25 protein-coding genes and 1 other RNA gene are annotated in these 26,313 nt (G+C 56.4%); 15 read left to right on the forward strand and 11 right to left on the reverse strand.

Translation table 11 applies throughout. The features are described 5' to 3' along the window. The first annotated feature begins 26 nt into the window (after positions 1–26). The 4 genes from AC0TNG_RS12535 (at position 27) to amtB (ending at position 5,457) form a co-directional block, all read left to right on the forward strand. Positions 27–1,799 (forward strand): SmdA family multidrug ABC transporter permease/ATP-binding protein, encoded by a 1,773-nt coding sequence (locus tag AC0TNG_RS12535; protein WP_417926970.1) that lies wholly within the window; start codon positions 27–29, stop codon positions 1,797–1,799. Then, entirely contained in the window at positions 1,792–3,573 is a 1,782-nt protein-coding gene (locus AC0TNG_RS12540; RefSeq protein WP_024906830.1) for a SmdB family multidrug efflux ABC transporter permease/ATP-binding protein, read from the forward strand. The genes AC0TNG_RS12535 and AC0TNG_RS12540 overlap by 8 nt, the downstream gene beginning before the upstream one ends. Before the next feature lie 220 nt (positions 3,574–3,793). Continuing rightward, positions 3,794–4,132, forward strand: a complete 339-nt coding sequence (glnK, locus tag AC0TNG_RS12545) for a P-II family nitrogen regulator (RefSeq protein WP_008503304.1) — start codon at positions 3,794–3,796, stop codon at positions 4,130–4,132. A gap of 35 nt (positions 4,133–4,167) precedes the next feature. After that, positions 4,168–5,457: an ammonium transporter AmtB gene (amtB, locus tag AC0TNG_RS12550; protein ID WP_024906831.1), complete on the forward strand. Its 1,290-nt coding sequence runs from the start codon at positions 4,168–4,170 to the stop codon at positions 5,455–5,457. 96 nt (positions 5,458–5,553) lie between these two features. Here the strand turns inward: amtB and tesB are convergent, their stop codons facing one another. Next, positions 5,554–6,414: an acyl-CoA thioesterase II gene (tesB, locus tag AC0TNG_RS12555; RefSeq protein ID WP_024906832.1), complete on the reverse strand. Its 861-nt coding sequence runs from the start codon at positions 6,412–6,414 to the stop codon at positions 5,554–5,556. A gap of 200 nt (positions 6,415–6,614) precedes the next feature. Here tesB and AC0TNG_RS12560 point away from each other — a divergent pair, with 200 nt between their 5' ends. Next, complete coding sequence (locus AC0TNG_RS12560; RefSeq protein WP_024906833.1) at positions 6,615–7,142, forward strand: YbaY family lipoprotein; 528 nt, start codon at positions 6,615–6,617, stop codon at positions 7,140–7,142. A gap of 30 nt (positions 7,143–7,172) precedes the next feature. Here AC0TNG_RS12560 and AC0TNG_RS12565 read toward each other — a convergent pair whose 3' ends face one another. Continuing rightward, positions 7,173–7,484 carry an MGMT family protein gene (locus AC0TNG_RS12565; RefSeq protein WP_061715865.1) on the reverse strand — a complete coding sequence of 104 codons (312 nt, stop codon included), beginning with the start codon at positions 7,482–7,484 and terminating at the stop codon, positions 7,173–7,175. Positions 7,485–7,654: 170 nt separating this feature from the next. Between AC0TNG_RS12565 and ffs the strand changes: the two genes are divergently transcribed. The 3 genes from ffs to AC0TNG_RS12580 all read left to right on the forward strand — a co-directional run bounded on the left by ffs (position 7,655) and on the right by AC0TNG_RS12580 (position 8,476). After that, an RNA gene (ffs, locus tag AC0TNG_RS12570) (signal recognition particle sRNA small type) lies at positions 7,655–7,751 on the forward strand. 261 nt (positions 7,752–8,012) lie between these two features. Beyond that, the gene (locus AC0TNG_RS12575; RefSeq protein WP_023310587.1) at positions 8,013–8,264 is read left to right on the forward strand and encodes a hypothetical protein; all 252 of its coding nucleotides are present in this window, start codon (positions 8,013–8,015) and stop codon (positions 8,262–8,264) included. Beyond that, positions 8,261–8,476: a hypothetical protein gene (locus AC0TNG_RS12580; protein WP_008503298.1), complete on the forward strand. Its 216-nt coding sequence runs from the start codon at positions 8,261–8,263 to the stop codon at positions 8,474–8,476. Before AC0TNG_RS12575 ends, AC0TNG_RS12580 begins: the two co-directional genes overlap by 4 nt. An 83-nt stretch (positions 8,477–8,559) precedes the next feature. Here AC0TNG_RS12580 and yczR read toward each other — a convergent pair whose 3' ends face one another. Continuing rightward, positions 8,560–9,981, reverse strand: a complete 1,422-nt coding sequence (gene yczR / locus AC0TNG_RS12585) for a MocR-like transcription factor YczR (protein WP_473713238.1) — start codon at positions 9,979–9,981, stop codon at positions 8,560–8,562. An 86-nt stretch (positions 9,982–10,067) separates the two neighbouring features. Here yczR and yczE point away from each other — a divergent pair, with 86 nt between their 5' ends. The 3 genes from yczE to AC0TNG_RS12600 all read left to right on the forward strand — a co-directional run bounded on the left by yczE (position 10,068) and on the right by AC0TNG_RS12600 (position 15,020). After that, positions 10,068–10,679: a membrane protein YczE gene (gene yczE / locus AC0TNG_RS12590; protein ID WP_024906836.1), complete on the forward strand. Its 612-nt coding sequence runs from the start codon at positions 10,068–10,070 to the stop codon at positions 10,677–10,679. A 78-nt stretch (positions 10,680–10,757) separates the two neighbouring features. Then, positions 10,758–11,828 (forward strand): LacI family DNA-binding transcriptional regulator, encoded by a 1,071-nt coding sequence (locus tag AC0TNG_RS12595; protein ID WP_473713239.1) that lies wholly within the window; start codon positions 10,758–10,760, stop codon positions 11,826–11,828. 102 nt (positions 11,829–11,930) lie between these two features. After that, complete coding sequence (locus AC0TNG_RS12600; protein ID WP_473713240.1) at positions 11,931–15,020, forward strand: beta-galactosidase; 3,090 nt, start codon at positions 11,931–11,933, stop codon at positions 15,018–15,020. A gap of 38 nt (positions 15,021–15,058) precedes the next feature. Here AC0TNG_RS12600 and AC0TNG_RS12605 read toward each other — a convergent pair whose 3' ends face one another. After that, positions 15,059–15,865: a nickel/cobalt efflux protein RcnA gene (locus AC0TNG_RS12605; RefSeq protein WP_473713241.1), complete on the reverse strand. Its 807-nt coding sequence runs from the start codon at positions 15,863–15,865 to the stop codon at positions 15,059–15,061. A 133-nt stretch (positions 15,866–15,998) separates the two neighbouring features. On the opposite strand from AC0TNG_RS12605, the gene AC0TNG_RS12610 reads away from it, so the two are divergent. Further along, on the forward strand, positions 15,999–16,271 hold the full coding sequence (locus AC0TNG_RS12610) for a metal/formaldehyde-sensitive transcriptional repressor (protein WP_032646179.1): 273 nt from the start codon (positions 15,999–16,001) through the stop codon (positions 16,269–16,271). On the opposite strand, the gene AC0TNG_RS12615 is transcribed toward AC0TNG_RS12610, so the two are convergent. Beyond that, on the reverse strand, positions 16,264–17,829 hold the full coding sequence (locus tag AC0TNG_RS12615) for an EAL domain-containing protein (RefSeq protein ID WP_473713242.1): 1,566 nt from the start codon (positions 17,827–17,829) through the stop codon (positions 16,264–16,266). The genes AC0TNG_RS12610 and AC0TNG_RS12615 overlap by 8 nt on opposite strands. Before the next feature lie 219 nt (positions 17,830–18,048). On the opposite strand from AC0TNG_RS12615, the gene AC0TNG_RS12620 reads away from it, so the two are divergent. Both AC0TNG_RS12620 and ykgO read left to right on the forward strand, forming a co-directional pair. After that, entirely contained in the window at positions 18,049–18,309 is a 261-nt protein-coding gene (locus AC0TNG_RS12620; RefSeq protein WP_006176933.1) for a type B 50S ribosomal protein L31, read from the forward strand. Positions 18,310–18,311: 2 nt separating this feature from the next. Further along, complete coding sequence (ykgO, locus tag AC0TNG_RS12625) at positions 18,312–18,452, forward strand: type B 50S ribosomal protein L36 (protein ID WP_473713243.1); 141 nt, start codon at positions 18,312–18,314, stop codon at positions 18,450–18,452. Here ykgO and AC0TNG_RS12630 read toward each other — a convergent pair. Further along, the gene (locus AC0TNG_RS12630; protein ID WP_248272964.1) at positions 18,449–19,159 is read right to left on the reverse strand and encodes a GNAT family N-acetyltransferase; all 711 of its coding nucleotides are present in this window, start codon (positions 19,157–19,159) and stop codon (positions 18,449–18,451) included. The genes ykgO and AC0TNG_RS12630 overlap by 4 nt on opposite strands. A gap of 101 nt (positions 19,160–19,260) precedes the next feature. Between AC0TNG_RS12630 and pdxR the strand changes: the two genes are divergently transcribed. Then, positions 19,261–20,721, forward strand: coding sequence for a MocR-like pyridoxine biosynthesis transcription factor PdxR (gene pdxR / locus AC0TNG_RS12635; protein WP_473713244.1), 1,461 nt, complete (start codon positions 19,261–19,263; stop codon positions 20,719–20,721). On the opposite strand, the gene AC0TNG_RS12640 is transcribed toward pdxR, so the two are convergent. From AC0TNG_RS12640 to acrB, 5 genes are all read right to left on the reverse strand, one after another. Further along, the gene (locus AC0TNG_RS12640; RefSeq protein WP_024906844.1) at positions 20,693–21,160 is read right to left on the reverse strand and encodes a YlaC family protein; all 468 of its coding nucleotides are present in this window, start codon (positions 21,158–21,160) and stop codon (positions 20,693–20,695) included. The genes pdxR and AC0TNG_RS12640 overlap by 29 nt on opposite strands. A 117-nt stretch (positions 21,161–21,277) precedes the next feature. Then, entirely contained in the window at positions 21,278–21,829 is a 552-nt protein-coding gene (maa, locus tag AC0TNG_RS12645) for a maltose O-acetyltransferase (protein ID WP_090417995.1), read from the reverse strand. Between the two features lie 205 nt (positions 21,830–22,034). Beyond that, a complete protein-coding gene (locus tag AC0TNG_RS12650; RefSeq protein WP_010428174.1) occupies positions 22,035–22,253 on the reverse strand; it encodes an HHA domain-containing protein in 219 nt (72 codons plus the stop codon). Positions 22,254–22,280: 27 nt separating this feature from the next. Then, entirely contained in the window at positions 22,281–22,655 is a 375-nt protein-coding gene (tomB, locus tag AC0TNG_RS12655) for an Hha toxicity modulator TomB (protein WP_008499288.1), read from the reverse strand. Positions 22,656–23,165: 510 nt separating this feature from the next. Then, positions 23,166–26,312: a multidrug efflux RND transporter permease subunit AcrB gene (gene acrB / locus AC0TNG_RS12660; protein ID WP_045909754.1), complete on the reverse strand. Its 3,147-nt coding sequence runs from the start codon at positions 26,310–26,312 to the stop codon at positions 23,166–23,168. Position 26,313: the final 1 nt, after the last annotated feature.

The raw sequence follows: 26,313 nt of genomic DNA on the forward strand, positions 1-26,313 counted from the left end.
GTAAAATACCTTCAGGAACAAACCGCGTGCGATTATTTGCCCAATTAAGCTGGTACTTTCGTCGGGAGTGGCAACGCTACCTCGGTGCAGTAGCCCTGCTTATTATCATTGCCATCCTGCAGCTGATCCCGCCGAAAGTGGTGGGGTACGTCGTGGATGGCGTCACCGAACAGCATTACACCACCGCACGGGTGTTGATGTGGGTCGGCACGCTGGTGCTGACGGCGGTCATCGTTTATCTGCTGCGCTACGTCTGGCGCGTGCTGCTGTTTGGTGCGTCCTATCAGCTGGCCGTTGAGCTGCGTGAAGATTTTTACCGCCAGCTGAGCCGACAGCATCCTGAATTTTATCTGCGCCACCGTACCGGGGATCTTATCGCGCGCGCCACTAACGACGTTGACCGCGTGGTCTTTGCTGCCGGGGAAGGGGTATTGACGCTGGTGGACTCGCTGGTGATGGGCTGTGCGGTGCTGATCGTGATGTCCACGCAGATCAGCTGGCAGTTGACCCTGCTCGCTCTTCTGCCGATGCCGATCATGGCGCTGGCGATCAATCGCTATGGTGAACAGCTGCACGAGCGCTTTAAGCTGGCGCAGGCGGCGTTTTCGTCTCTGAACGATCGCACCCAGGAGAGCATGACCAGCATTCGCATGATCAAAGCGTTTGGCCTGGAAGACCGGCAATCTGCGCTGTTTGCGGCCGATGCGGCGGACACGGGAGCGAAAAACATGCGCGTCGCGCGTATTGACGCCCGCTTCGACCCGACGATCTATATCGCGATTGGCATGGCGAACCTTTTGGCGATTGGCGGCGGCAGCTGGATGGTGGTGCAGGGCACGTTGACCCTGGGGCAATTAACCAGCTTTGCGATGTATCTGGGGCTGATGATCTGGCCGATGCTGGCGCTGGCCTGGATGTTTAACATTGTTGAGCGCGGCAGTGCCGCCTATAGCCGCATTCGCGCCATGCTGGCCGAAGCGCCGGTGGTCATCGACGGTAGCGAAGCCGTACCGGAAGGGCGCGGCGTCATGCATGTCGACGTCCGCAAGTTTGTCTATCCGCATACGGAGCATCCGGTGCTGGAGAACGTCAGCTTTACGCTGCAGCCCGGCCAGATGCTGGGCATCTGTGGCCCGACGGGATCCGGCAAAAGTACCGTGCTGTCGCTGCTCCAGCGCCACTTTGACGTTACGCAGGGCGATATTCGCTTCCATGATATTCCGCTCACCAGCCTGCTGCTGGATGAGTGGCGTGGTCGCCTGGCGGTTGTCAGCCAGACGCCGTTTCTTTTTTCTGACACCGTGGCGAACAACATCGCGCTTGGGTGCCCGGCGGCAACGCAGGAAGAGATCGAGCATGTGGCACGTTTGGCCAGCGTGCATGATGACATTTTGCGCCTGCCGCAGGGCTACGACACCGAAGTCGGGGAACGCGGCGTCATGCTGTCCGGCGGGCAAAAACAGCGTATCTCCATTGCCCGCGCGCTGCTGCTGAATGCGGAAATCCTGATCCTGGATGATGCGCTTTCTGCCGTGGATGGCCGTACCGAGCACGAGATCCTGCATAACCTGCGCCAGTGGGGCGACGGACGCACGGTGATTATCAGCGCCCACCGTTTGTCAGCGCTCACCGAAGCCAGCGAAATTCTGGTCTTACAACACGGGCACATTGCCCAGCGCGGGCAGCATGAAACGCTGGCCGAGCAGCCGGGCTGGTATCGCGATATGTACCGCTATCAACAGCTTGAAGCGGCGCTGGACGATGCGCCGGAGCAGGATGAGGAGGCCGCCAATGCGTAAGCTCGGAACGATGTGGCCGACGCTTAAACGTCTGCTGGCCTACGGCTCGCCGTGGCGTAAACCGCTCTCGGTGGCCGTGCTTTTGCTCTGGATTGCGGCAATTGCCGAGGTGAGCGGTCCGCTGCTCATCAGCTATTTTATCGACAACATGGTTGCCAAAAGCTATCTACCGCTGGGTCTGGTGGCGGGTTTAGGCGTGGCCTACGTCGGCTTACAGCTGACGGCGGCAGGGTTGCACTATGCTCAGTCGCTGCTGTTTAACCGTGCAGCCGTGGGCGTTGTACAGCAGCTGCGTACGGACGTGATGGACGCGGCGCTTCGCCAGCCGCTCAGCGAGTTTGATATCCAGCCGGTCGGGCAGGTGATTTCGCGCGTAACCAACGATACCGAGGTGATCCGCGATCTGTACGTCACCGTGGTCGCGACGGTATTACGCAGCGCGGCGCTGATTGGCGCGATGCTGGTGGCGATGTTCAGCCTCGACTGGCGCATGGCGCTGGTGGCGATCACCATCTTCCCGGCGGTGCTGATTGTTATGGTGATTTACCAGCGCTACAGCACGCCGATTGTGCGTCGGGTGCGCGCTTACCTGGCCGATATCAATGATGGCTTCAACGAAGTGATCAACGGCATGAGCGTCATCCAGCAGTTCCGCCAGCAGGCGCGCTTTGGCGAACGCATGGGCGAAGCCAGCCGTTCGCACTATATGGCGCGTATGCAGACGCTGCGCCTGGACGGTTTCCTGCTGCGACCGCTGCTGAGCCTTTTCTCGGCGCTGGTGCTGTGTGGGTTGCTGATGCTCTTTGGCCTGAGCTCAAACGGTACGATTGAAGTGGGCGTGCTGTACGCTTTTATTAGCTATCTGGGACGCCTCAACGAGCCGCTGATCGAGCTCACTACGCAGCAATCGATGCTGCAACAGGCGGTCGTCGCCGGTGAGCGCGTCTTTGAGCTGATGGACAGGCCGCGTCAGGCCTACGGCAATGATGAGCGACCTCTGCAAAGCGGGGCTATCACCTTTGATAACGTCTCGTTTGCCTATCGCGAAGACCGCCTGGTGTTGCAGGACATCACGCTTGACGTTCCGTCGCGCGGTTTTGTGGCGCTGGTGGGGCATACCGGCAGTGGTAAGAGCACGCTTGCCAGCCTGTTGATGGGCTATTACCCGGTCACGCAAGGTGAAATCCGCCTCGACGGACGCCCGCTTGCGTCTCTCAGCCACACCGTGTTACGCAAAGGCGTTGCGATGGTGCAGCAGGATCCGGTCGTTCTGGCCGATACCTTCTACGCCAACGTGACCCTGGGGCGAGACTACACCCAGGAGCAGGTCTGGGACGTGCTGGAAAAAGTGCAGCTGGCAGAGCTGGCGCGCGGGTTCAGCGACGGGATCAACACGAAGCTGGGCGAGCAGGGGAACAATCTCTCTGTCGGGCAAAAGCAGCTTCTGGCACTGGCGCGGGTGCTGATTGAAACGCCGCAGATACTGATTCTGGATGAAGCGACGGCCAGTATTGACTCCGGCACCGAGCAGGCTATCCAGCAGGCGCTGGCCGCGGTACGCGATCATACGACGCTGGTGGTGATTGCCCACCGCCTTTCCACCGTCGTCGATGCGGATACCATTCTGGTGCTGCATCGCGGACAGGCCGTTGAACGCGGGACGCACCGTGAGCTGCTGGAAGCAAAAGGGCGCTACTGGCAGATGTACCAGCTGCAGCTGGCGGGCGAAGAGCTGGCCGCCAGCGTGCGTGATGAAGAGTCACTTAGCGCCTGATGCACTAAAATGAGGCGGCGCGCTAACAGTCATTCCTGTTGGTGCAAAACTGAAACGCACCCTGCACCGGCATGGTGCGTTTTTTTTCACCCGGGCGTTTAACAGAACCGTGTAACGCTCATCGCATCGCTGTTCCCCCTCTTTTTCATTTCTGGCACACCCCTTGCAATACCTTCTGCGTAAGCTGCGGCCATTACCGAATTCTGACTGGAGGGGATCTATGAAGCTGGTTACGGTTGTAATCAAACCATTCAAACTCGAAGACGTGCGCGAAGCATTGTCTTCAATGGGTATTCAGGGACTGACTGTCACCGAAGTGAAAGGCTTTGGTCGTCAGAAGGGGCATGCCGAGCTTTATCGCGGGGCGGAATACAGCGTTAACTTTCTGCCAAAAGTAAAAATTGATGTCGCGATTGCTGACGATCAGCTTGACGAAGTCATTGATGTCATTAGCAAAGCGGCCTACACCGGCAAAATTGGCGACGGCAAAATTTTCGTTGCCGAACTGCAGCGCGTCATTCGCATTCGTACCGGCGAATCTGACGAAGCGGCTCTGTAATTAACGCCTGGCACACAGTGATAGGGATCGAGAAAATGAAGATAGCAACACTTAAAACGGGTCTGGGTTCGCTGGCACTGCTGCCGGGCCTGGCGCTGGCTGCTACCCCTGCGGTGGTCGACAAAGCCGATAACGCCTTTATGATGATCAGCACCGCGCTGGTGCTGTTCATGTCCATTCCGGGCATTGCGCTGTTCTACGGTGGCCTGATCCGTGGCAAAAACGTTCTCTCCATGCTGACGCAGGTTGCCGTGACGTTCGCACTGGTCTGCGTGCTGTGGGTGGTTTACGGTTACTCGCTGGCGTTCGGCACGGGCAACGCGTTCTTTGGTAACTTCGACTGGGTGATGCTGAAAAATATTGAGCTGACCGCGCTGATGGGCAGCTTCTATCAGTATATTCACGTGGCGTTCCAGGGCTCCTTCGCCTGTATTACCGTCGGGCTGATTGTGGGCGCGCTCGCCGAGCGTATTCGTTTCTCTGCAGTCCTGATCTTCGTGGTGGTCTGGCTGACGCTCTCCTATGTGCCGATTGCGCACATGGTCTGGGGTGGCGGTCTGCTGGCAACGCACGGTGCGCTGGACTTCGCGGGCGGTACCGTTGTTCACATCAACGCCGCGGTAGCGGGTCTGGTGGGTGCCTACCTGATTGGCAAACGCGTGGGCTTCGGTAAAGAAGCGTTTAAACCGCACAACCTGCCGATGGTCTTTACCGGTACGGCTATCCTCTACTTTGGCTGGTTTGGCTTCAACGCCGGCTCAGCGAGTGCAGCAAACGAAATCGCCGCGCTGGCCTTCGTGAACACCGTTGTGGCCACGGCGGGTGCAATCCTCTCCTGGGTATTTGGCGAGTGGGCGGTACGCGGTAAACCTTCTCTGCTGGGCGCCTGTTCGGGTGCCATTGCCGGTCTGGTTGGCATCACCCCAGCATGTGGTTATGTCGGTGTGGGCGGTGCGCTGCTGGTCGGCCTGGTGTCCGGTCTGGCGGGTCTGTGGGGCGTGACTGCACTGAAACGTCTGCTGCGCGTTGACGACCCATGCGATGTGTTTGGCGTGCACGGCGTGTGCGGTATCGTCGGCTGTATCATGACCGGTATCTTCGCGGCGAAATCGCTCGGTGGTGTGGGCTACGCTGAAGGCGTCACTATGGTTCATCAGGTACTGGTGCAGCTGGAAAGTATTGCTATCACCGTGGTGTGGTCTGCCGTTGTCGCTTTCATTGGCTACAAACTGGCGGACATGACCGTCGGTCTGCGTGTCCCTGAAGAGCAGGAACGTGAAGGTCTGGACGTCAACAGCCACGGCGAGAATGCGTATAACGCCTAATAAACAGCAAAACGGCAACCTGAGGTTGCCGTTTTTAGTGTGTATTCCCTCTCCCCGTGGGAGAGGGTCAGGGTGAGGGCATCAGGCCGCACATAATCACCCGCGATTACGCATTACCCCTTCCTGCACCGTTGAAGCGACCAGCACGCCGTCCTGGGTATAAAACTCCCCACGCACAAACCCGCGAGCGCTCGACGCCGACGTACTCTCCACGCTGTAGAGCAGCCACTCATTCATGTTGAAGGGACGGTGGAACCACATCGAGTGATCGATCGTCGCGACCTGCATCCCTTTTTCGAGGAAGCCGACGCCGTGCGGCTGCAGCGCCACCGGCAGGAAGTTGAAATCTGACGCATAGCCCAGCAGATACTGATGCACTCGGAAATCTTCCGGCACGGTGCCGTTAGCTCGGATCCACACCTGGCGCTTTGGCTCGGCGGTGTGGCCCTTCATCGGGTTATGGAACTCAACCGGGCGGATCTCCAGCGGTTTATCGCAGAGAAACTTTTCTTTGACCTGAGGCGGAAGCAGATGCGCCAGCGCACGGGCGATATCCGTTTCCGATTTGAGATCGTCTGGCGCGGGTGCCGGCGGCATCACTTTCTGGTGTTCATACCCGGGTTCCGGCGCCTGGAAAGAGGCGGTCATGTAAAAGATCGGCTTGCCGTTCTGAATGGCCGCGACGCGGCGCGCGCTGAAGCTGTTGCCGTCTCTCAGGACCTCAACGTCATACACGATCGGTTTCGCGCTATCGCCAGGGCGTAAGAAGTAGCTGTGGAACGAATGCACCAGACGGTCTGCCGGGACAGTCTCCTTTGCAGCGTACAGCGCTTGTCCAACGACTTGCCCCCCGAAGACCTGGCGTAAACCTAAATCTTCGCTCTGTCCGCGAAAGAGTCCTTCCTCAATTTTTTCCAGATTCAGTAATGTCAGCAGATTGTTCAGTGCCTGACTCATAGTTGTCCTCAATAAACGCCGTAGCGAAAGATAGGCTGAGTATAACGCAGAAATGAAAGTGGTCCGATGGGTAGAATAATCTGAATATCAGGATGATTTCAGGCATTAATCAGTGAGTTGTGCCACACTTAAATACGTTATGTGATTGAAACGACATCGGATGGGATCGATCCCGCTGGTGCATTGATAAGGAGACTTCAATGAAACTCGTGCCCATGCTAAGTGGTGTAGCTATTGCGGTGGCGTTGTCCGCCTGTGCCGGTAAGAGCGCCCAGGTGCCAGTGCCAGCAGCAGACCCGAACGGGATTAATACCCTTTCGCAGCAATCCATTCAGCAGCCTAACGTTTCCGGTACCATCTGGATTAAACAGAGAGTTGCGCTGCCGCCGGATGCGGTATTAACCGTGACGCTGTCTGATGCTTCCCTGGCCGACGCACCGTCGAAAGTCGTGGCTCAGCGTGCCGTTCGTACTGAAGGCAAGCAGGCGCCGTTTAGCTTCGTGTTGCCGTATAACCCGTCGGACGTGCAGCCTAATGCCCGTATCCTGCTGAGCGCAGCGGTAACCATTAACGGTAAGCTGGTCTTCATTACCGATACGGTCCAGGAAGCGATTAACAACGGTGGGACCAAAATCGACCTGAACCTGGTGCCTGTGCAGCAGACCGAAGTGCCGGTCGCGCCGCAGACCAATCAGCCGTCCCTGCCAACCCCACCGACTCAGATGTAATGTGTATCCCCCTCTCCTTCGGGAGAGGGGTCAATATTCCCAGCGAAATTTCTGCAAATCGATCTGACCCGACCCTGACACCTGCACCCCCTCTGAAAGTAACGCCTGGCGCTGACGCTGGAGATCCGGCCCGGTGAGCGAAATGGTGCCATGACGATTCACTACCCGATGCCAGGGCAACGTACTGCCTTCCGGCAGCCGTTTCAGGACGCCTCCAACCTGTCGCGCCGCGCGCGGTGAACCGGCCAGGCGTGCGACATCACCATAGGTGGTGACATAGCCTTCCGGAATTGAGGCAACGATTTGCCATACGCGCTGTGGAAAGGAGTCGTGTTCGTCCATACCTTCACCTGTGGGGAGTTTCTGGAAAGCTATGGTAAACCAGGATCTTCATGATTGCTGCGTCTGTTTGCGCAAGAAACCAGCATCCGGTTCCTGGCGGCTTGCAATTGGGCCCTCGCACAGGGATAATGCGCCAGCGCGTTGGTTATCAACGCTCTCAATGGGGGCTCTGTTGGTTCTCCCGCAACGCTACTCTGTTCACCAGGTCAGGTCCGGAAGGAAGCAGCCAGGGCAGACGACGTGTGTGCCGGGATGTAGCTGGCAGGGCCCCCACCCATTTCTGCCCTCATAAGATCTTCCTGCTTCACCTTTCCCTTTAAACCGCTATCCCGCAATAATATTATGCCTATATCGTGTAATATATATTTCATCCCACTGAAATATTATTGTCATAAACCTGTAATAATAGACTGTCATTTTATAATTGGACGGTTATTTTGTTCCATAACTCAAAAAAATATATATCTGGATAACATTGTTAACTTCGTGTATTAAATAAAGTACTTATTCCGAAGGGAAGTGACAAACATGGCTACAGCGGTATTAAACGTTAAGATTGATGATGCGCTGAAAGAAAGACTTCGCCACTATGCGGAAGTGAATAACGAGAATTTAAGCGTGACGACAGAGAAACTGCTGCTGCTGGCGTTCGAAGCAGTAGAAGAGGCGGGAGTATCGGAAGAGGATATTGATAATCAGCACACGGAAGAAGAGAGTGTTTCTCCTTTTACTCCTAAAGAAATCAAAGCTCTACGCAAACTTCTGAAGAAGAGAAAATGAAACAACAACTGTCAACTGCCAGTGACTACAAAGAGGCCTGCGATCTGCTGCGTTCAGGCTACGTGAAGCATGTACGTCTTGGCTGGAATGTCGGAAGTGATGAGTTCTTTCGTATTGCGTCTGACTGGTGTGATACTGGCGCAAAAATAAAGAAAGACGGTGAAAACTTCGTTATTTCACTGAAAGGTTTTCCTATTCCTGCTCAGCATTAACTCCTGACTGGTGAAAACTGCTGACTGTATCCGTGACAGTCAGCAGTTTTTATTTTTTATGATCTGCTTCAAAAATTTTAATATTAGATCACGCTGCGTTTTAACGATGGCACGTTTTTATTCAGGGCGAGCCATAGCGGTTTGATCCTCAGCAACGCCTGTTCAAGCTCTGTCGATTCGAGCGAGAAGGGCATCCGTAAATAGCGGTCAAATGCGCCAGATAAACCAAACCGAGTACCGGTTCCCAGATTGATCCCCAGAATTTCAGCCCGCGCGGCAAGCTGTGTCGCCAGCATGCCCGGCAGCTCAATCCAGTAAGAGAGCCCGCCTTCCGCTTCATGGAATTTCCAGTCCGGGAAATGTTCGCGCAACAGTTCACCGCATCGATCGCGTCGTTCCGCCAGCATCTTCCGGCGCGCGGGCAGAAAGGTCTCGCTGTTGTTAATGAGCCATAGCATCGCCAGCTGTTCCAGCAGCGGCGAGCCTAAATCCAGAGTATCCCGCGTCTGGGCAAGCGTGGCGATCGTGCGCGAGGAGGCGCGGATCCAGCCAAGACGCAGCCCTCCCCAGAAACTTTTTCCGGCAGAACCTAAGGTGATGACGGTGGCCTGTGGATTAAAAGCGGCCAGCGGTGGCGGGGGAGGCGCGTCAAACCAGAGATCCACCATTGTTTCATCCACCACCAGCGCCGTGCGGGTTTGAGCAGCAATATCCGTGATGGCCCGACGGGTCGCGATATCCATACAGCGCCCGGTGGGGTTATGAAAATCTGGCATCAGATACGCCAGGCGAGGCGCCGTCTGGGCAAGCGTTGCCGCGAAGCCATCCGTATCCCAGCCGATTTCCGGTAGCGACACCCCCACGGGCCGACACTGCGCTCCCTGAATGGCGGCAATCGCCAGCGGATAGGTGGGGTGATCGACCACGACGCGATCCCCCGGCCCGGTCATCATCCGCAGCACCAGCGCAAAGCCGCTGACGGCGCCATTGACCACCATCACTTCGTCTGCCCGGGTGGGAAGACCCCGCGCGGTATAGCGCGCAGCGATGGCCTCCCGCAGCGTGGGCAGCCCAAGCTGATCGTAGCCCGTCAGCGAGAGATGCTGCGTAATGGCCGTGAGCGCATGGGCATAAGCCTGATGGATCTCCGGCCCGGCATTGAGGGCTGCAGTAGAGAGATCCAGTGCGGCACTTGCCGCTGAAAGGGTGGGAACGGCGCGCGTATCCGGTAGGAGCACGCGTGACCCGCTGCCGTGGCGGCTTTCAAGATAACCCTCTTCTCGCAGGTGGGCGAGGGCGCTGCTGATGGTGGTCCGGCTCACGTCCAGCGCGGAGGCCAGCTCACGCTCGCCCGGTAGCCGTGTATTCAGCGCCAGTCGGCCATCAAGGATTAACAGACGCAACGCGTCGGCCAGCTGTCGCCAGAGCGGGGTACGGGATGAGGCTTGCTGCCAGTGGCCTAAAAGGCGTACCAGAGACTGGCTTCCGAAGCGACGTGATGACATATGCAGTCCACTATTTGAAAACTGGACATTAATCATAGTGCCATTTTAGGTCAGGATGAAAGCCTGGTTCACTGGAGAAGATAAAAATGGTACGTCGTCTGCTACAACTCTATGTCGGTTTAGGACTGTATGGCCTTTCCACCGCAATGTTTATTCGTTCCGATTTGGGTGTCGATCCCTGGGATGTTTTTCACCTTGGGGTGGGGATGCAACTGGGGATGACGATCGGGACGGTGATCATTGTGACCGGCGCTGCGGTGCTGCTGCTGTGGATCCCCCTGCGCCAGATGCCGGGCCTGGGCACCATCAGCAACGTGATTTGTATCGGTCTGGCGGCGGACGCCAGCATGGCGCTTATTCCGGAACTGGATTCGTTACCGGTTCGCATCGCTTTCCTGGTGTCGGGTATCGTAATGAACGCGATTGCGACCAGCATGTACATTGGCGCAGGTTTTGGCCCTGGCCCACGCGACGGTCTGATGACCGGCATTCATGCCCGTCTGGGGTGGTCCATTCGCAGCGTGCGCACCTCCATTGAGGTGTCCGTCCTGCTGATTGGGTGCGTGCTTGGCGGCACGTTTGGGGTGGGAACCGTACTGTATGCCCTGACCATTGGCCCGCTTATTCAGCTCTGTCTGCCCTGGTTCCGCCAGAAGCCGCGCATTGAGGAAATACCCCAGCCGGAGCGGGTTGTCTAATTTTGCGAAGCGCTCACATGTTTTAACGGCGTCGCTGTGCCACAATAATGGGCCACGACTCACGCGATGCCACAATGCATGAAAGCGATCACTCTCTATGATGTCGCCCTCCTTGCGGGGGTTTCTTATCAGACCGTCTCTCGCGTCATTAACGACGCGGAACATGTGTCTGCCCGCACGCGGGAAAAGGTGCAGCAGGCGATGGCGGAGCTGCACTACGTTCCTAACCTGCGGGCACAGCAGCTGGCGGGTAAACGCACCCGCACGCTGGGACTCATCACCACCGATCTGGCCCTGCATGCGCCCTCGCAAATTGTGTCGGCGGTAAAATCCCGCGCGGCGGAACAGGGGGCGAGTGTCCTTATCTCCATGGTGGAGCAGCCGCAGCAGTGTCAGGCCGCGCTTCAGGCGCTGCTGGCGCAGCGGGTGGACGCGCTGCTGGTGAATGTGCCGCTCGACGATCCTGACGCCGAGGCGCTCAGGGCGCTGGCGTCGCCTGTTCCGGTGCTGTTCCTCGATGTATCCCCCTCAGCGCAGGTACACAGCCTCGTGTTTGACGCAGAGCAGGGGGCGCATCTGGGCGTTGAGCATCTGCTTTCTCTGGGACATCAGCGCATTGCACTGCTGAGCGGGCCGGAGAGCTCGGTCTCTGCTCGGGCGCGTCTGGCAGGATGGAAAGCGGCTCTGGCCCGGGTGGGGCTTGAAGCCGCTGCGGTGGCCTGCGGTGACTGGAGCGCGGCCAGCGGTTATGAGAAAGGGCATGTGCTGCTGTCGGGTAGCGCATTGCCGGATGCCATTCTGGTGGCGAACGATCAAATGGCGCTCGGGGTGATGCGCGCCTGCGCGGAAAAAGGGGTAGCGGTTCCGGGCCAGATATCGGTGGTTGGGTTCGACGATACGGCTGACAGCGCCTGGTTTTCTCCGCCGCTGACGACCATTCGCCAGGCATTTCGCGAGGCGGGTGAGCGCAGCGTGGAGTGGCTGCTGGCCCCCACCGAAGGCGAGACGTGCTGGCAGGTTCAGCTGCCGGTAACGCTGGTTACCCGTCATTCCACCGCGCGCCGCGCGACGCAGCAGGCCGAACGCGAGGATCTGGCGCAGCAGCTCAGAAGTCTGGCACTCCTGGCCGAGCAGCTTGCCCGCAAATAAAACTTTGTGATCGGACTCGCTACCCTGCGATTGGGCGCTTTACCGTCGCAGAGTGCCAGGGCATGTTAATCAAAATTGTGAGCGCTTCGCAAAGAGGTTGATATGTCTCATACATCTTCGCTGACCCTCAGCGACATCCTGGCCCGTCGGGACTGGGAAAACCCCGGCGTTACCCAGTGGAACCGTCTGGCCGCACACGCGCCGTTGCACAGCTGGCGTAATGAATCTTCTGCCAGAGATGACGCTGGTTCCCTCAGCAGGCGCTCCCTCAACGGGATCTGGCGGTTTAGCTACTTTTCAGCGCCGGAGCAGGTTCCTCAGGCATGGGTAACAGAAGATTGCGCGGATGCCATTGCGATGCCCGTGCCGTCTAACTGGCAGATGCAGGGGTTCGACACGCCCATCTATACCAATGTCACCTACCCGATCCCCGTCAACCCGCCTTTTGTGCCGCAGGAAAACCCGACCGGTTGTTACTCGCTCACATTCGATGTGGATGACGCCTGGCTGCAGAGCGGGCAAACCCGAATTATTTTTGATGGCGTGAACTCGGCGTTCCATCTGTGGTGCAATGGGCAGTGGATAGGCTATTCCCAGGACAGTCGATTGCCCGCCGAATTTGACCTCTCGGCGGCATTACGCCCAGGGCAGAACCGCCTGGCGGTCATGGTCTTGCGCTGGTGCGACGGCAGCTATCTGGAAGATCAGGACATGTGGCGCATGAGCGGCATTTTTCGCGATGTCTCCTTGCTGCATAAGCCGGAGACGCACATTGCGGATTATCATGTGGTTACCGATCTGAATGCGGAGCTGGACCGCGCGACGCTGAAAGTCGAGGTCTCGCTGACAGGCGCTGACTACGCGGAGTGCGACGTGGCGATAACGCTGTGGCGCAACGGTGAACGCTGTGGCAGCACTACCCAACGGCCAGGCTCTGCCATTATGGATGAACGCGGCAACTGGGCCGAGCGGTTAACGGCGGCGATCCCGGTTACAGCCCCCGCGTTATGGAGTGCGGAAACCCCGGAACTCTATCGCCTGACGATCGCACTTTTGGATGCGCAGGGCAACGTGCTGGAGACGGAAGCGTGCGATGTCGGCTTCCGCCGCGTTGAAATCAGCAACGGCCTGCTGAAGCTCAACGGAAAACCGCTGCTGATCCGCGGGGTTAACCGGCACGAGCATCATCCCGAAAACGGCCAGGTGATGGACGAAGCGACGATGCGTCGCGATATCGAGATCATGAAGCAGCACAACTTCAACGCCGTGCGCTGCTCGCACTACCCGAACCATCCGCTGTGGTACCGGCTTTGCGATCGCTACGGGCTGTACGTTGTTGACGAAGCCAACATCGAAACCCACGGCATGGTGCCGATGAGCCGCCTCGCTGACGATCCGCGCTGGCTGCCCGCCATGAGCGAGCGCGTGACCCGTATGGTGCAGCGCGATCGTAATCATCCCTCAATTATCATCTGGTCGCTGGGCAATGAGTCCGGGCACGGTGCAAACCACGACGCGCTGTATCGCTGGGTGAAATCCACGGATCCGACGCGTCCGGTGCAGTATGAAGGCGGCGGCGCGAACACGGCGGCGACGGATATTGTCTGTCCGATGTATGCCCGGGTCGATCAGGATCAGCCGTTCCCGGCAGTGCCTAAATGGTCAATCAAAAAATGGATCGGCATGCCGGATGAAACGCGTCCGCTGATCCTCTGCGAATACGCCCACGCGATGGGGAACAGCTTCGGCGGGTTCGCGAAATACTGGCAGGCGTTTCGCAGCCACCCTCGGTTGCAGGGGGGATTTGTCTGGGACTGGGTCGATCAGGCTCTGACGAAGCAAGATGAAGAGGGCAATACGTTCTGGGCATACGGCGGGGATTTTGGCGATAAGCCGAACGATCGACAGTTCTGTCTTAACGGGCTGGTGTTCCCCGATCGCACGCCGCACCCGGCGTTGTACGAGGCGCAGCGCGCCCAGCAGTTCTTTACCTTTACGCGAGTTAGCACCTCTCCGCTGGTGATTGAGGTGCAAAGCGGCTACCTGTTCCGCCACACCGATAACGAAGTGCTGAGCTGGACGGTTGCCCGGGACGGGGAGGTGCTGGCTTCGGGCGAGGTGACGCTGGCGATAGCCCCTGGAGGCGCTCAGCGTCTGGAGATCGCTCTGCCAGAATTGAAAGCCGAGCCGGGGGAAGTCTGGCTGAATGTTGAAGTACGCCAGCCGCGGGCAACGCCGTGGTCACCGGCAGACCACCGCTGCGCGTGGGATCAGTGGCCGCTTCCCGCTCCACTCTTTATTGCTCCGCCAGTCCCGGCGGGCGAGCCGCCGGTGTTAAGGCAAAGCGATCGCATCCTGGAGATCGCGCATGGTCAACAGCGCTGGCAGTTCGATCGCGCATCCGGAAACCTGACCCAATGGTGGCGAAATGGCGTTGAAACGCTGCTTTCACCTCTGACGGATAACGTCAGCCGTGCGCCGCTGGACAACGACATTGGCGTGAGTGAAGCGACGCAGATCGATCCGAATGCCTGGGTTGAACGCTGGAAAGCGGCGGGCATGTACGATCTCACTTTACGCGTTTTGCGCTGTGAGGCAGAGCAGCATGCGGGCGAAGTCGTGGTCACCACCCTCCACATCGGGGAGTATCATGGCAAAACGCTGTTCCTGAGCCGTAAAGTCTGGCGGGTGGACGATCGGGGCGATCTGCACGGCGATATTCAGGTCGATATGGCGTCTGATATTCCGGAACCTGCACGGATTGGCCTGAGCGTTCATCTCGCCGAAACGCCGGAAAACGTGTCCTGGCTGGGGCTGGGTCCGCATGAAAACTACCCGGACAGAAAGCTGGCGGCACAGCATGGGCGCTGGACATTACCCCTGGTGGAGATGCACACGCCGTATATCTTCCCGACGGAAAATGGTTTGCGCTGCGATACCCGCGAACTTGTGCTGGGAACGCATCAGCTGAATGGCAGGTTCCATTTCTCGGTGAGCCGCTACAGCCAGCAGCAGCTGCGGGAGACAACCCATCACCATTTGCTGCGGGAGGAGCCGGGGTGCTGGCTCAACCTCGATGCGTTCCATATGGGCGTGGGCGGCGACGATTCCTGGAGCCCCAGCGTTTCACCGGAATTCATTCTGCAGAAACGCCAGCTTCGCTACACCTTTAGCTGGCAGCAAAATCCTTAACTGACCAGGGGAGGCGGCCACACGGCGTGGCCGCACGCTTACCTCAGAATGCCGCTCAGACCGTGCAGGCTCATATAAATCCCTACCGCGGTAATCAGCGCTGCGGAGAACCACGGCGCTTTACGGGAAAATTCGCTAAATCCGGGCCAGCGTTTTGTCGCATGTTTGAGGCTCAAGGCGGCAATCGCGCCTGAAGCCACCAGGGTTAATGCCAGACCAATACTGAAGCTGAATACCAGCGTCGCGCCTAGGGCAAAATGCTTCAGCTGCAGGCAGATCAGCAAAACGGTGATGGACGCCGGGCAGGGGATAAGCCCGCCGGTCAGGCCAAACATGATGATCTGTCCGGTGGTGACGTTTTGACCGCTAAAACGGCGGTTAATATCCTGCGCGTGCGCGCGCTGGTGGGCGTCCTGCCACTCTTCTTCAATTAGCGAATGTTCATGGTGATGATGATCATGATGGTGGTCATGGTGATCATGGTCGTGATGATGATCGTGCGGCTGGCTCTCTTTCCAGGTTCGCCACGCCATCCACAGGGCGATCGCAACGATCAACACCCCGGAGATCAGCTGGAACCAGGGTTCGGACGTATGCGCATCCCAGCCCCGACCAAACCATAATCCCGCCATAGCAACGAGCCAGACCACCGCCGTATGGGAGAGCGTGGCCGCCAGGCCTAGCAGTACCGCCTGTTTCAGCGTGCCGCGGATGGCCACGATAAAAGCGGCCATCATGGTCTTTGAGTGGCCCGGTTCCAGGCCATGCAGCGCGCCAAGCAGGATAGCGCTGGGAACAAACAGCCAGGCATTACCCTGCTGCAGGAGTGAAGCAAAATCGGTCATGGGGGATTCCGGCGTGGAAAATGTCTGCAAATACTACTCCCCCCCAGTAGTCTAATACTACCCCCCAGTAGAAAAATACTCAGGGGGAGTAGAGCGTGTTATGCTTTAAAAGCCAAAAATAAGGGATAGAGAGATGTCACATACCGTTCGCGACAAGAAAATGTTACTGACTCGCCTGAAGAAAATTCAGGGGCAGAGTCATGCCCTGGAGAAAATGCTCAACAGCGATCACGAATGCGCCGAGGTGTTACAGCAGCTGGCGGCGATCCGCGGGGCGGTCAACGGCATGATGATGCAGGTGATAGAAGGGCATTTAACCGATCATGTGGTGAAAGAACCTGAAGAAGCGCAGCGTGAAGCCGATCTTGGCGTGGTGCTGCAGGTGATCAAATCCTATCTTAAGTAGAATGCGTGCCGAGGTTATTCTCTGCCCAAAGGATAAATTCCATTTTCGGCAGCGCTTTGCTGTAGTACCAGCCCTGTCCGTACTGCACGCCGTGCTGGTGCAGCCAGGCGAGCTGCCCGGCGGTCTCGACGCCTTCCGCAACCATCGCCAGCTGCAGCGACTTCGCCATTTCAATAATGTGCGGCGTCACGTTTTTGTACTCCAGCGCATCCACGAACGATTTATCAATTTTTAGCGTGTCGACATCCAGATCCTGCAGATAGCTCAGGCTGGAATAGCCCGTACCAAAATCATCTATATAGACAGGGTGCCCCGAACGACGGAATGCGGCGATAGCCGGCGCGCTGATTTTTGGATCGGCAAAGCCGCGCTCGGTGACCTCAAGGGCGATTTGGCTCGGGTGGACCTTCCATTTGTTCAGCAAGTGACTCAGCAGCGGCGGCAGCGTGCCGGAGATTAAATCGGCGGGCGCGAGGTTGATGGAGATATGCTGATCGGGGTGAAGGTGCAGCCAGTTGCCCATATCCTCGAACACTTTTTCGATAATGAGCTGCGTCAGCTGGGAGATAAGCCCGGTTTGCTCGGCAAGAGGAATAAAAATATCAGGCGAGAGGCTGCTTCCGTCCGGCTGCGGCCAGCGCGTCAGCGCTTCTGCGCCGACAATTTTTCCGCTACACAGCGCCACGATGGGCTGATAGTGAACCACAAAATCGCGGCTGTTAATGGCGTCAAGCAGGCGGTTGCGCGGCGACTGAATGCGACGCAGTATCCGCAGGACAAAGAGCGCGGCAAGCAGGCTTATCAGGACGCCGAAGGGGAGCCATAAAAGCAGCTGCCGGTGCCAGGTTTCCGCCAGCGGTTTGAGCGTAGCCCATGCGACAACGGTAAATCCCAGTTCAGGTACAGGCTTCATAACATACATTGAACCGTCGTACTGTATGCTGGTCATCTCCTGACCTTTGATCATGTCACGGATATGTGAATCGAGTGTATTGCTGCTGGCGAAGATACGGTGTGTTGTGCTTCCTACCAGGGCAGCATCAATCGCTATCTCGCCGAAAGGGATGACATCCACCAGTGAGGCCGGATCGACCAGGACAAGGTAATGACCTTGCCCCAGCACCGCCATGTAGCGGTTAAACCCAAGATCGTTTTGCGTGGTCAGCCATGCGCTGTAACCGTCTTCGGTAATGCGCATCGGCGGGGGGAAAGGGGCGGCATGGCTGGTTTGCTCAAGAGAGGAGCAGAGCGGCCTGAGGTTGTCGATATAAATCACTTCCTGAACGTATCGCCACGAGAAAGCGACCCGTCGCATCTCCCTTAACTGCAACGGGCTGCACGGCACGCCCTCAAAGGCCTGCAGATGATTAAGCGCTTCTTTCGCCTGATCCACGACCTTGTCGGTTCGTATCAGCACCCGTGAGGCATAGTTTTCCAGCGCATCGACAAATTTATCTTCCGCCTGGCGATGGGCCAGCCAGATGCTCAGGCAAATGGGGACCAGCACGGAAAAGATAAGTACGCCAGTCACCAGACTGACCAGATGTCGGGTTTTCATGCTGTCGTGTCCTTCCTCGTATACCCGTTCCTGAGCACTGAGTTCCCTGCCTGAAGAGAAAGATTTTACCGCGAAATGATATAGTTATAGCACGTGGATGGCCTGGTTTTCATTTTATCTCAGGTAAACCAGAAAATATCGTCAGAAGGAAGGGGTTGTTTTTAGAACCTGTCCTGGATATTATTTTGTTATGTTATAACAAAACATAAAGGATTGACGATGAAACCCAATATCCATCCAGCCTATCGCACCGTGGTCTTCCACGACACCAGCGCGAATGAATACTTCAAGGTTGGCTCAACCATTAAGACCGACCGCGAAATTGAACTCGACGGTGAAACATATCCGTATATCACCATCGAGGTTTCTTCAAAATCGCACCCGTTTTATACCGGTAAGCAGAAAACGTTCTCCACGGACGGTAGCGCAGCGCGCTTCCGCAAGCGTTTTGGCGGCTTTCTCAATGCGAAGCGGGGCTAACCATGCAGGTACTTAACTCAGTACGCAGTGCAAAGCAGCGTCACCCGGATTGCCAGATAGTCAAACGCAAGGGACGCTTATACGTGATTTGCAAATCCAATCCGCGCTTTAAGGCGGTTCAGGGACGTAAAAAAAGACGCTAGACGCGCGTTTCTCGCCAGCTTTCCAGGGATCTTTTCTGTTTGCCATCGGCAGTAAAATTGTCGGTGGCAAGCCAGCGTTCAAAGGCGTTCGCCAGCGTCGGCCACTCTTTATCGAGAATCGAAAACCAGTCGGTATCCCGGTTGTGGCCTTTTATCACCAGCGCCTGGCGAAAGCGCCCCTCAAACTGAAAACCCAGGCGCAGGGCGGCTTTGCGGGAAGGTTCGTTCAGGCTATTGCACTTCCACTCATAACGCCGGTAGCCCAGGGTATCGAACACATACCGCATCAGCAGATATTGCGCCTCTGTCGACATGGGCGTGCGGCTTAACAGGGGAGAGAAGTGAACGTGCCCCACTTCCACGACCCCGTTTTTAGGATCGATCCGCATCAGGGACAGCGTTCCAACGGGGGACTGAGTCCGGTTATCCATCACGGTAAAGTGGATGGGATCGGATAACTCACTTACGCTCGCCACCCATTCGGCAAACTCCTCTGCGGTGGCATCGGGTTCACGCAGTAGCCACGTCCAGCTGCGGGTATCTTCGGCCAGGGAATAGGCGGAGAACAGCGCCTGGGCATGCTCCACGCGCAGCGGCTCAAGCCGACAATAGTGACCCTGAAGGACCACCCGGGACGGGTGCTGACGGGGTTGCCAGTCGGTGAGCGCTTCGCCCACCGGCTGTCCGAACTGATTGAATGTCTTCATCTTAATTTCCGTGACGTTGAAAAGAGCTTCAGACTAGTGAATTGCTGGTTCCTTAAAAAGAACCACTGCGCTATGTTTTTATGGTTCCACGAGGAGGCGAGATGAATATACCGGGTGATGAATTTTATACCTTGCTCCATGCAGCCCTGAAAACACGCGGAGAAGAGACGCTCCAGCGCGCGCTCTACCTTGCTCTGCGGGAGGCCATACTGTGCGGAAGGCTACGATCCGGCAGCCAGCTTTCCGGTTCGCGAACGCTTGCCCAGCAGCTCTCCCTTTCCCGGAATACCGTCAATGCGGCGCTGGACCAGCTCACTCTCGAAGGGTATTTGCAGCGTAATCGCCAGGGAACGCGGGTGGCACAGTTAGCTCACCGTTCCGTCACCCGGACAATGCCGGACCCTGCCATCACGCTCGCAAAACGGGTCGGGCTGCTACCTGCGCCAGTGCCCCGGGACACGCCTGTTCTGGCGTTTACCCCAGGCACGCCGGCCATCAACTATTTTCCGCTGCCGCTGTGGCGGCGACTGTACGATCGCGTGATGCGGGAGGAGGGAAATGCTCTGCTAGGGTATGGCGACCCGGCCGGCGAGCCGTCGCTGCGGGCCGCGATTGCCCGACATCTTGCCCTGTCCCGGGGTATTGACTGCGACGCCAGCCAGATTGTGATAACCGAAGGCGCGCTTGAAGGCGTCAACCTGTGCACGATGCTGTTAAGCGAGCCGGGCAATGTCGCCTGGGTGGAAAACCCCGGCTATAGCGGGGCAAAAAGCGCGTTTGTTAAAACCGGCCTGGCAATGACGGGAATACCGGTTGATGACGAGGGAATGAGCTGGGAAGGGCTGGATGCGCCTGCACCCTCGCTGATTTTTACCTCACCTTCGCACCAGTTCCCTTACGGGAGCGTGCTCAGCGCGCGGCGGCGGCTGGCGCTGCTGGAACTGGCCCGGCAGCACAACGCGTGGATCATTGAAGATGATTACGACAGCGAGTTCCGTTATGCCGGTGAGCCCGTACCGGCGATGCTGGGAATGGTCAACAATGCGCCCGTTGTGTATCTGGGGACGTTCAGTAAAACGCTGTTTCCGTCGCTCCGGATGGGATTTATGGTGTTACCGCCAGCGCTGGCGAAAGCGGCTCGCCCGGCCATCGGCTCGCTGTTGCGCGGTGGGCACCGTGCCGAACAGCGCACGCTGGCGCTGTTCATTGAGGACGGTCATTACGCTCGCCATCTTGCCGCCATGCGTCGGCTCTACCGTAAACGCTATCGCCAACTGCGGGAGGTGCTGGGCGCAGAGCTTCATGCGCCGCACCGTATTCTGGCCGGTGAAGGCGGGATGCATCTGACGCTGGCGATAGACAATATTGATGACCAGAAACTGGTGGAGCAGGCGAGGGCGTTTCAACTGGCACCCGCTGCACTGAGCGGGTACTACCTGGAGGCGAAGCAGGGGCAAACCGGTCTGGTTTTAGGTTACGGCAATACCTCTGCTTCTCAGTTTGCCTCGGGGATCCGACGTCTGCAGGCGCTCATCACGCAGCAGCGGGGCGGGAAAGGCTAAAGACATCATAGAAAGAGAGCTGTCCTTTGGTGGAGACCATTTTCTGCAGTTTCTCTTTTTGCCCGGCTTCAACCGCCGGAGAATGCAGGATGTTTTCGATCAGTTCCGCTGGCACGAAACGCGTGTTGTACCATTCGCCGTTGTAGCAGACCCGGAAATCGAGCACGTCGATATCTTCGTAACGGTAGCGCGGATTCACGTCGAAAAAGAAAAAGGCGTTAAAGACGACAAACAGTACAACCAGCAGCCAGACGGAGTCCACCAGCGTTTCGGATGTCAGCATTACAATAAGCGTCGCCAGCCAGGCGGCATACATGGCGACAAACAGTCCAGGATGTTTGCGAATAAAGCTAATGCTAAAGCGTGGGCGATTGTCGCGCTTTTCGCGGAGGTTAAGATCGTCGATGGTGGCGGTAAGCAGGCGCTGTATCTCGGTCATTTTTTGCCTTCATGAGAGTTGACAATACAGGGTGTCTGCCAATTTTAGGGGAGCCATCAGGCTGAAAAAAGTAACAGTCTGGCGCTAAAAGACCATAACAGTTGGCTCCCCGTAACCTCACAGCGTTTTAATGATTTTGGCCGGGTTGCCGCCAACGACGACGTTAGCCGGGACGTCTTTCGTCACGACGGCGCCGGAGGCCACCACGACATTATCACCAATGGTGACGCCAGGGTTAATGACCGCCCGGCCACCAATCCAGACGTTATCGCCAATGCTGACAGGTTTTCCAAACTCCACGCCGCTATTGCGTTCCTCCGCATCCAGCGGGTGGGTTGCTGTATAAATATGAACACCCGGCGCGAGCATGCAGTTATCGCCAATATGAACAGGGCAGACATCCAGCATTACACAGTCGAAGTTAGCGTAAAAGTTTTTGCCCAGATAAATGTTATATCCATAGTCGCAGCGGAAGCTCGGTTCTATATAAGCGCCTTCGCTTTGTCCCAGAAGTTCCGCCAGAATGTTCTGGCGTTCTGTTTTTTCATCAGGTGCGGTGTGGTTATAGCGATAGACCAGATGGCGGGCTCGCAGTCGGTCGGCCCGTAACGTCTCATCGCCGGGACGATAATGTTCACCGGCAATCATCTTCTGTTTTTCTAAGCTCATTGGAAACCTCGCTGGATGTGATTACCGCAGGGTAATCTGAACAGGCCAGGAGGGGAACGTTCCCGAAAAGCCGATGTGACTGGCGTCACAACATTGCTGCTGAAAAACACGTTTTACACGGAGACCTGGCCTGGGCACAGGGAGTATAACGGGATAGGTAAAAACTGAGAACGAGGCGTAGAACTCTACAGACACCCTTCAAAGATTAACGGACAAATTTCCACACAGAAGTAGGGATTTTGTCATACAGCTTATTCATTGTCAGCTCGGCAAGACGATGGTCAGCGGCTGAATAAAATACCGCCAGCTCATTATCCGAAAGCTCGTATTTATTCTTTTCAATGACGCGCTCAAGCGTGTCAATTGACTGACAACGTCGTAAGCGCATCAAATAATCGACTTTTGTGAGTGGTTTATCAGACATAAATTCACCTTAGTAATTGTAATAATTTTAACAGGAAAGACTAACCGGGTTAGCTCTGCTCACGTTGACGAAACAGCGGAATAGCCGGTTCCCCGATTTACGCCATTTTTGCAAATCCTGGGCGTTAATGCCGTAACTGCTGAACAACATAAAGGTGTCGTCCAGGTATTCATCAATTTGCTCAATGAGCTTATTATCTTCATTGTACTTAATTTTATAATTAAGTGCGAAGGTTGCGATATGCTCTATCAGCTCATTCAACTGTAAATTGATAGCAGACGTTGGGTCGTTTACCCAGCCATGGTTGCTTTCATCAAGGTTGGCAAGGCAGTCATGGTACAAGGATTCGCAGAGAAATTTCAACTGCGCGATATCATGCCTTTTTGGCGAGTACTCGTCCATAGCGCATCCCCTTCTGAGTGATTTCTTACTCACCGAACATCATTGTCGGGATGGATACAACTGACTTAGCTACATGAGTGCTGTGTTCCTGATAACCTAACTATAAGCCACTCCTTCCTGGATTTCATCGCGCGATTACGAAAAATTACAAATAAAACCGCAGACATGCGAGCAAGTACGCAAATGGTCATCCCGGACTCAACTTTTTTATCCAAATTAACGAGGGTGCTTTATCGCTTCCTTACGTTTCATCGGCTTAGCAAAATGATGAGAAAAGTTCAGATTCAGACTTATCTTTGTAAGAACTTCTTATTAGGAATATTCCTAATAACTTAAGCGGAGAAATGAAATTAAAAAAATCCTGAATTCACCGATTAAGTTATCAGTTAATTATGATATGTCTATTTAAGATGGCAGAAAATAAATAGAACCACAATAAGCGTAATTTATGATTTTTTCTGAAAATGAAAAAGGCCGCTAATGCGGCCTTTTTATCATGTGAAACCGGTATCAGTGAGGTTCTACCGAATGCGTGTGCTCAATATCCTCATTCTTCCGGCTGAAGCGGCGGCGAACCACCACGAAGAACACCGGTACGAAGAAGATAGCGAGTACGGTTGCGGTAACCATACCACCCATAACGCCTGTACCAACTGCGTTCTGTGCACCGGAGCCTGCGCCGGAGCTGATAACCAGCGGCAGTACGCCGAGGATAAACGCCAGTGATGTCATCAGGATTGGGCGCAGACGCATACGAACAGCCTCAAGCGTCGCCTCAATAAGGCCTTTACCTTCTTTCTCCATCAGATCTTTGGCGAATTCAACGATAAGTATCGCGTTCTTCGCCGACAAGCCAATGGTTGTCAGCAGGCCTACCTGGAAGTACACGTCGTTGGTCAGTCCGCGGAACGTTGCCGCAAGCAGCGCACCGATAACCCCAAGCGGTACCACCAGCATAACGGAGAACGGAATTGACCAGCTCTCGTACAGCGCTGCCAGACACAGGAAGACGACGATCAGTGAAATCGCGTACAGGGCAGGGGCCTGGTTTCCGGACAGACGTTCCTGATAGGACATACCGGTCCAGTCGTAGCCGATACCCGAAGGCAGTTTACTCGCCAGCTCTTCCATCAGATTCATGGCTTCACCGGTGCTTCGGCCCGGCGCGGCCTGACCCAGGATTTCCATCGATGGCAGACCGTTATAGCGTTCCAGACGCGGCGAACCGTATTCCCAGCGTGACGTTGAGAACGCCGAGAACGGTACCATCTGACCATTGCTGCCGCGCACGAACCAGCTGTTGATATCGTTTGGCAACATACGGTATTGCGCCTCTGACATCACGTACACTTTCTTCACGCGACCACGGTCGATGAAGTCGTTAACGTAGCTACCGCCCCAGGCGGCGCCCAGCGTGGTATTAATGTCACTGATGGATACGCCCAGCGCCTGAGCTTTCTCCTGGTCGATGTCGATTTTGTACTGCGGCGTATCTTCCAGGCCGTTCGGACGCACGCCGACCAGCAGGTCAGGGTGCTTAGCCACTTCGCCAAACAGCTGGTTACGCGCCTGCGTCAGTTTTTCGTGACCCAGACCGCCCTGGTCAATCAGCTGGAAGTCGAAGCCGGTCGCGGTACCCAGTTCAACAATCGCTGGCAGGTTGAAGGCGAAGACCATCGCATCTTTAATCTGCGAGAAGGTGCCCATCGCACGGCCGGTAATGGCTTCAACCTTGTTCTCTTTGCCCGGACGTTCAGACCAGTCTTTCAGAGAAACGAAGGCAATACCGGTGTTCTGACCACGACCCGCAAAGCCAAAGCCGTTAACTGCAAACACGGATTCAACGTTGTCTTTCTCTTTGGTGAGGTAGTAGTCCGTCACTTCGTCCAGCACTTTCTGGGTTCGCTCTTGCGACGCACCCGCAGGAAGCTGTGCCATTGTCAGGAACACGCCCTGGTCTTCATCCGGCAGGAACGAGCTTGGCAGACGAACGAACAGGAACGCCATCCCCACCACGATGATGATATAGAGCAGCAGGTAACGACCGGTGCTGCGCAGGATGTTGCCCACGCTGTCGGTGTAGTGGTGCGTACTCTTGTCAAACATGCGGTTAAACCAGCCGAAGAACCCTTTATGCTCGCCGTGACCGCCTTTCTGAATCGGCTTCAGCATGGTGGCACACAGCGCAGGCGTCAGGATCAACGCGACCAGCACCGACAGCGCCATCGCGGAAACGATGGTAATCGAGAACTGACGGTAAATCGCACCGGTAGAGCCCCCGAAGAAGGCCATCGGGATAAATACCGCAGACAGCACCATCGCGATACCGACCAGCGCGCCCTGGATCTGGCCCATTGATTTACGGGTCGCTTCCTTCGGCGGAAGACCTTCTTCCGCCATCACGCGCTCGACGTTCTCTACCACCACGATGGCGTCATCCACCAGCAGGCCGATGGCGAGCACCATCCCGAACATCGTCAGGGTGTTTATCGAGTAGCCAAATATCGACAGGATCGCAAAGGTCCCGAGCAGAACAACCGGCACGGCAATCGTTGGGATAAGCGTCGCGCGGAAGTTTTGCAGGAACAGGTACATCACCAGGAAGACCAGGATGATCGCTTCTACCAGCGTTTTAACCACTTCGTGAATCGAAATTTTGACGAACGGCGTGGTGTCGTACGGGTAAACGATTTTCAGACCTGACGGGAAGAACGGTTCCATTTTCTTCAGCTCTGCGCGGATCGCCGTGGCGGTGTCCAGGGCGTTAGCACCTGTCGCCAGTTTGATACCCAGACCGGAAGCCGGTTTACCGTTAAACTTCGCGATGATGTCGTAGTTCTCACCGCCCAGCTCTACTTTTGCCACGTCGCGCAGGCGAACCTGGGAACCGTCCTGATTCACTTTCAGCAGAATTTTGCTGAACTCATCGGCAGAGGTCAGACGGGTCTGCGCGATGATCGAGGCGTTAAGCTGCTGGCCTTTCACCGGCGGCGTACCACCTAGCTGACCGGCTGCCACCTGGGCGTTCTGCGCTTTAATCGCATTGATCACGTCAACGGGGGTCAGCTGGAAGTTGTTCAGCTTGTTAGGATCCATCCAGATACGCATTGCGTACTGAGAACCGAACAGCTGAACGTCACCCACACCGGAAGTACGGCTGATGGCGTCCTTCATATTGGCACCCACGTAGTCGGAAATATCCTCCTGCGTCATGGTGCCGTTGGTGTTGATAACGCCGACAACCATCAGGAAGCTGCTGGACGATTTCTCGACGCTCACACCCTGCTGTTGTACTTCCTGCGGCAGCAAAGGCATCGCCAGCTGCAGTTTGTTCTGTACCTGAACCTGCGCAATGTCAGCATCCGTACCTGACTGGAAGGTCAGGGTGATCTGAACTGTACCGGTAGAGTCACTGTTTGAGGACATGTACATCAGGTTATCGATACCGTTCATGTTCTGTTCGATAACCTGAGTGACGGTGTCCTGCACCGTTTTCGCATCAGCCCCAGGGTAGGTTGCGGAGATGGTCACCGCCGGTGGCGCAATCGTTGGATATTGCGCGACAGGCAGCTTCAGGATCGCAAGTCCCCCGGCCAGCATGATGATAATGGCGATCACCCACGCAAATATGGGGCGATCGATAAAGAAATTAGGCATG

The sequence above is a fragment of the Enterobacter sp. PL_is514 genome, from assembly GCF_055816715.1.

Bases quoted from the DNA above. Each gene is read 5' to 3' on its own strand.
- AC0TNG_RS12560 (WP_024906833.1), top strand. From the start codon at position 6,615: ATGAAACTCGTGCCCATGCTAAGTGGTGTAGCTATTGCGGTGGCGTTG.
- yczR (WP_473713238.1), bottom strand. From the start codon at position 9,981: ATGTCATCACGTCGCTTCGGAAGCCAGTCTCTGGTACGCCTTTTAGGC.
- AC0TNG_RS12620 (WP_006176933.1), top strand. From the start codon at position 18,049: ATGAAACCCAATATCCATCCAGCCTATCGCACCGTGGTCTTCCACGAC.
- AC0TNG_RS12630 (WP_248272964.1), bottom strand. From the start codon at position 19,159: ATGAAGACATTCAATCAGTTCGGACAGCCGGTGGGCGAAGCGCTCACC.
- tomB (WP_008499288.1), bottom strand. From the start codon at position 22,655: ATGGACGAGTACTCGCCAAAAAGGCATGATATCGCGCAGTTGAAATTT.
- glnK (WP_008503304.1), top strand. From the start codon at position 3,794: ATGAAGCTGGTTACGGTTGTAATCAAACCATTCAAACTCGAAGACGTG.
- acrB (WP_045909754.1), bottom strand. From the start codon at position 26,312: ATGCCTAATTTCTTTATCGATCGCCCCATATTTGCGTGGGTGATCGCC.
- AC0TNG_RS12610 (WP_032646179.1), top strand. From the start codon at position 15,999: ATGTCACATACCGTTCGCGACAAGAAAATGTTACTGACTCGCCTGAAG.
- AC0TNG_RS12615 (WP_473713242.1), bottom strand. From the start codon at position 17,829: ATGAAAACCCGACATCTGGTCAGTCTGGTGACTGGCGTACTTATCTTT.
- AC0TNG_RS12540 (WP_024906830.1), top strand. From the start codon at position 1,792: ATGCGTAAGCTCGGAACGATGTGGCCGACGCTTAAACGTCTGCTGGCC.
- AC0TNG_RS12595 (WP_473713239.1), top strand. From the start codon at position 10,758: ATGAAAGCGATCACTCTCTATGATGTCGCCCTCCTTGCGGGGGTTTCT.
- AC0TNG_RS12640 (WP_024906844.1), bottom strand. From the start codon at position 21,160: ATGACCGAGATACAGCGCCTGCTTACCGCCACCATCGACGATCTTAAC.
- AC0TNG_RS12600 (WP_473713240.1), top strand. From the start codon at position 11,931: ATGTCTCATACATCTTCGCTGACCCTCAGCGACATCCTGGCCCGTCGG.
- AC0TNG_RS12575 (WP_023310587.1), top strand. From the start codon at position 8,013: ATGGCTACAGCGGTATTAAACGTTAAGATTGATGATGCGCTGAAAGAA.
- AC0TNG_RS12565 (WP_061715865.1), bottom strand. From the start codon at position 7,484: ATGGACGAACACGACTCCTTTCCACAGCGCGTATGGCAAATCGTTGCC.
- pdxR (WP_473713244.1), top strand. From the start codon at position 19,261: ATGAATATACCGGGTGATGAATTTTATACCTTGCTCCATGCAGCCCTG.
- AC0TNG_RS12650 (WP_010428174.1), bottom strand. From the start codon at position 22,253: ATGTCTGATAAACCACTCACAAAAGTCGATTATTTGATGCGCTTACGA.
- amtB (WP_024906831.1), top strand. From the start codon at position 4,168: ATGAAGATAGCAACACTTAAAACGGGTCTGGGTTCGCTGGCACTGCTG.
- maa (WP_090417995.1), bottom strand. From the start codon at position 21,829: ATGAGCTTAGAAAAACAGAAGATGATTGCCGGTGAACATTATCGTCCC.
- ykgO (WP_473713243.1), top strand. From the start codon at position 18,312: ATGCAGGTACTTAACTCAGTACGCAGTGCAAAGCAGCGTCACCCGGAT.
- AC0TNG_RS12605 (WP_473713241.1), bottom strand. From the start codon at position 15,865: ATGACCGATTTTGCTTCACTCCTGCAGCAGGGTAATGCCTGGCTGTTT.
- AC0TNG_RS12580 (WP_008503298.1), top strand. From the start codon at position 8,261: ATGAAACAACAACTGTCAACTGCCAGTGACTACAAAGAGGCCTGCGAT.
- tesB (WP_024906832.1), bottom strand. From the start codon at position 6,414: ATGAGTCAGGCACTGAACAATCTGCTGACATTACTGAATCTGGAAAAA.
- yczE (WP_024906836.1), top strand. From the start codon at position 10,068: ATGGTACGTCGTCTGCTACAACTCTATGTCGGTTTAGGACTGTATGGC.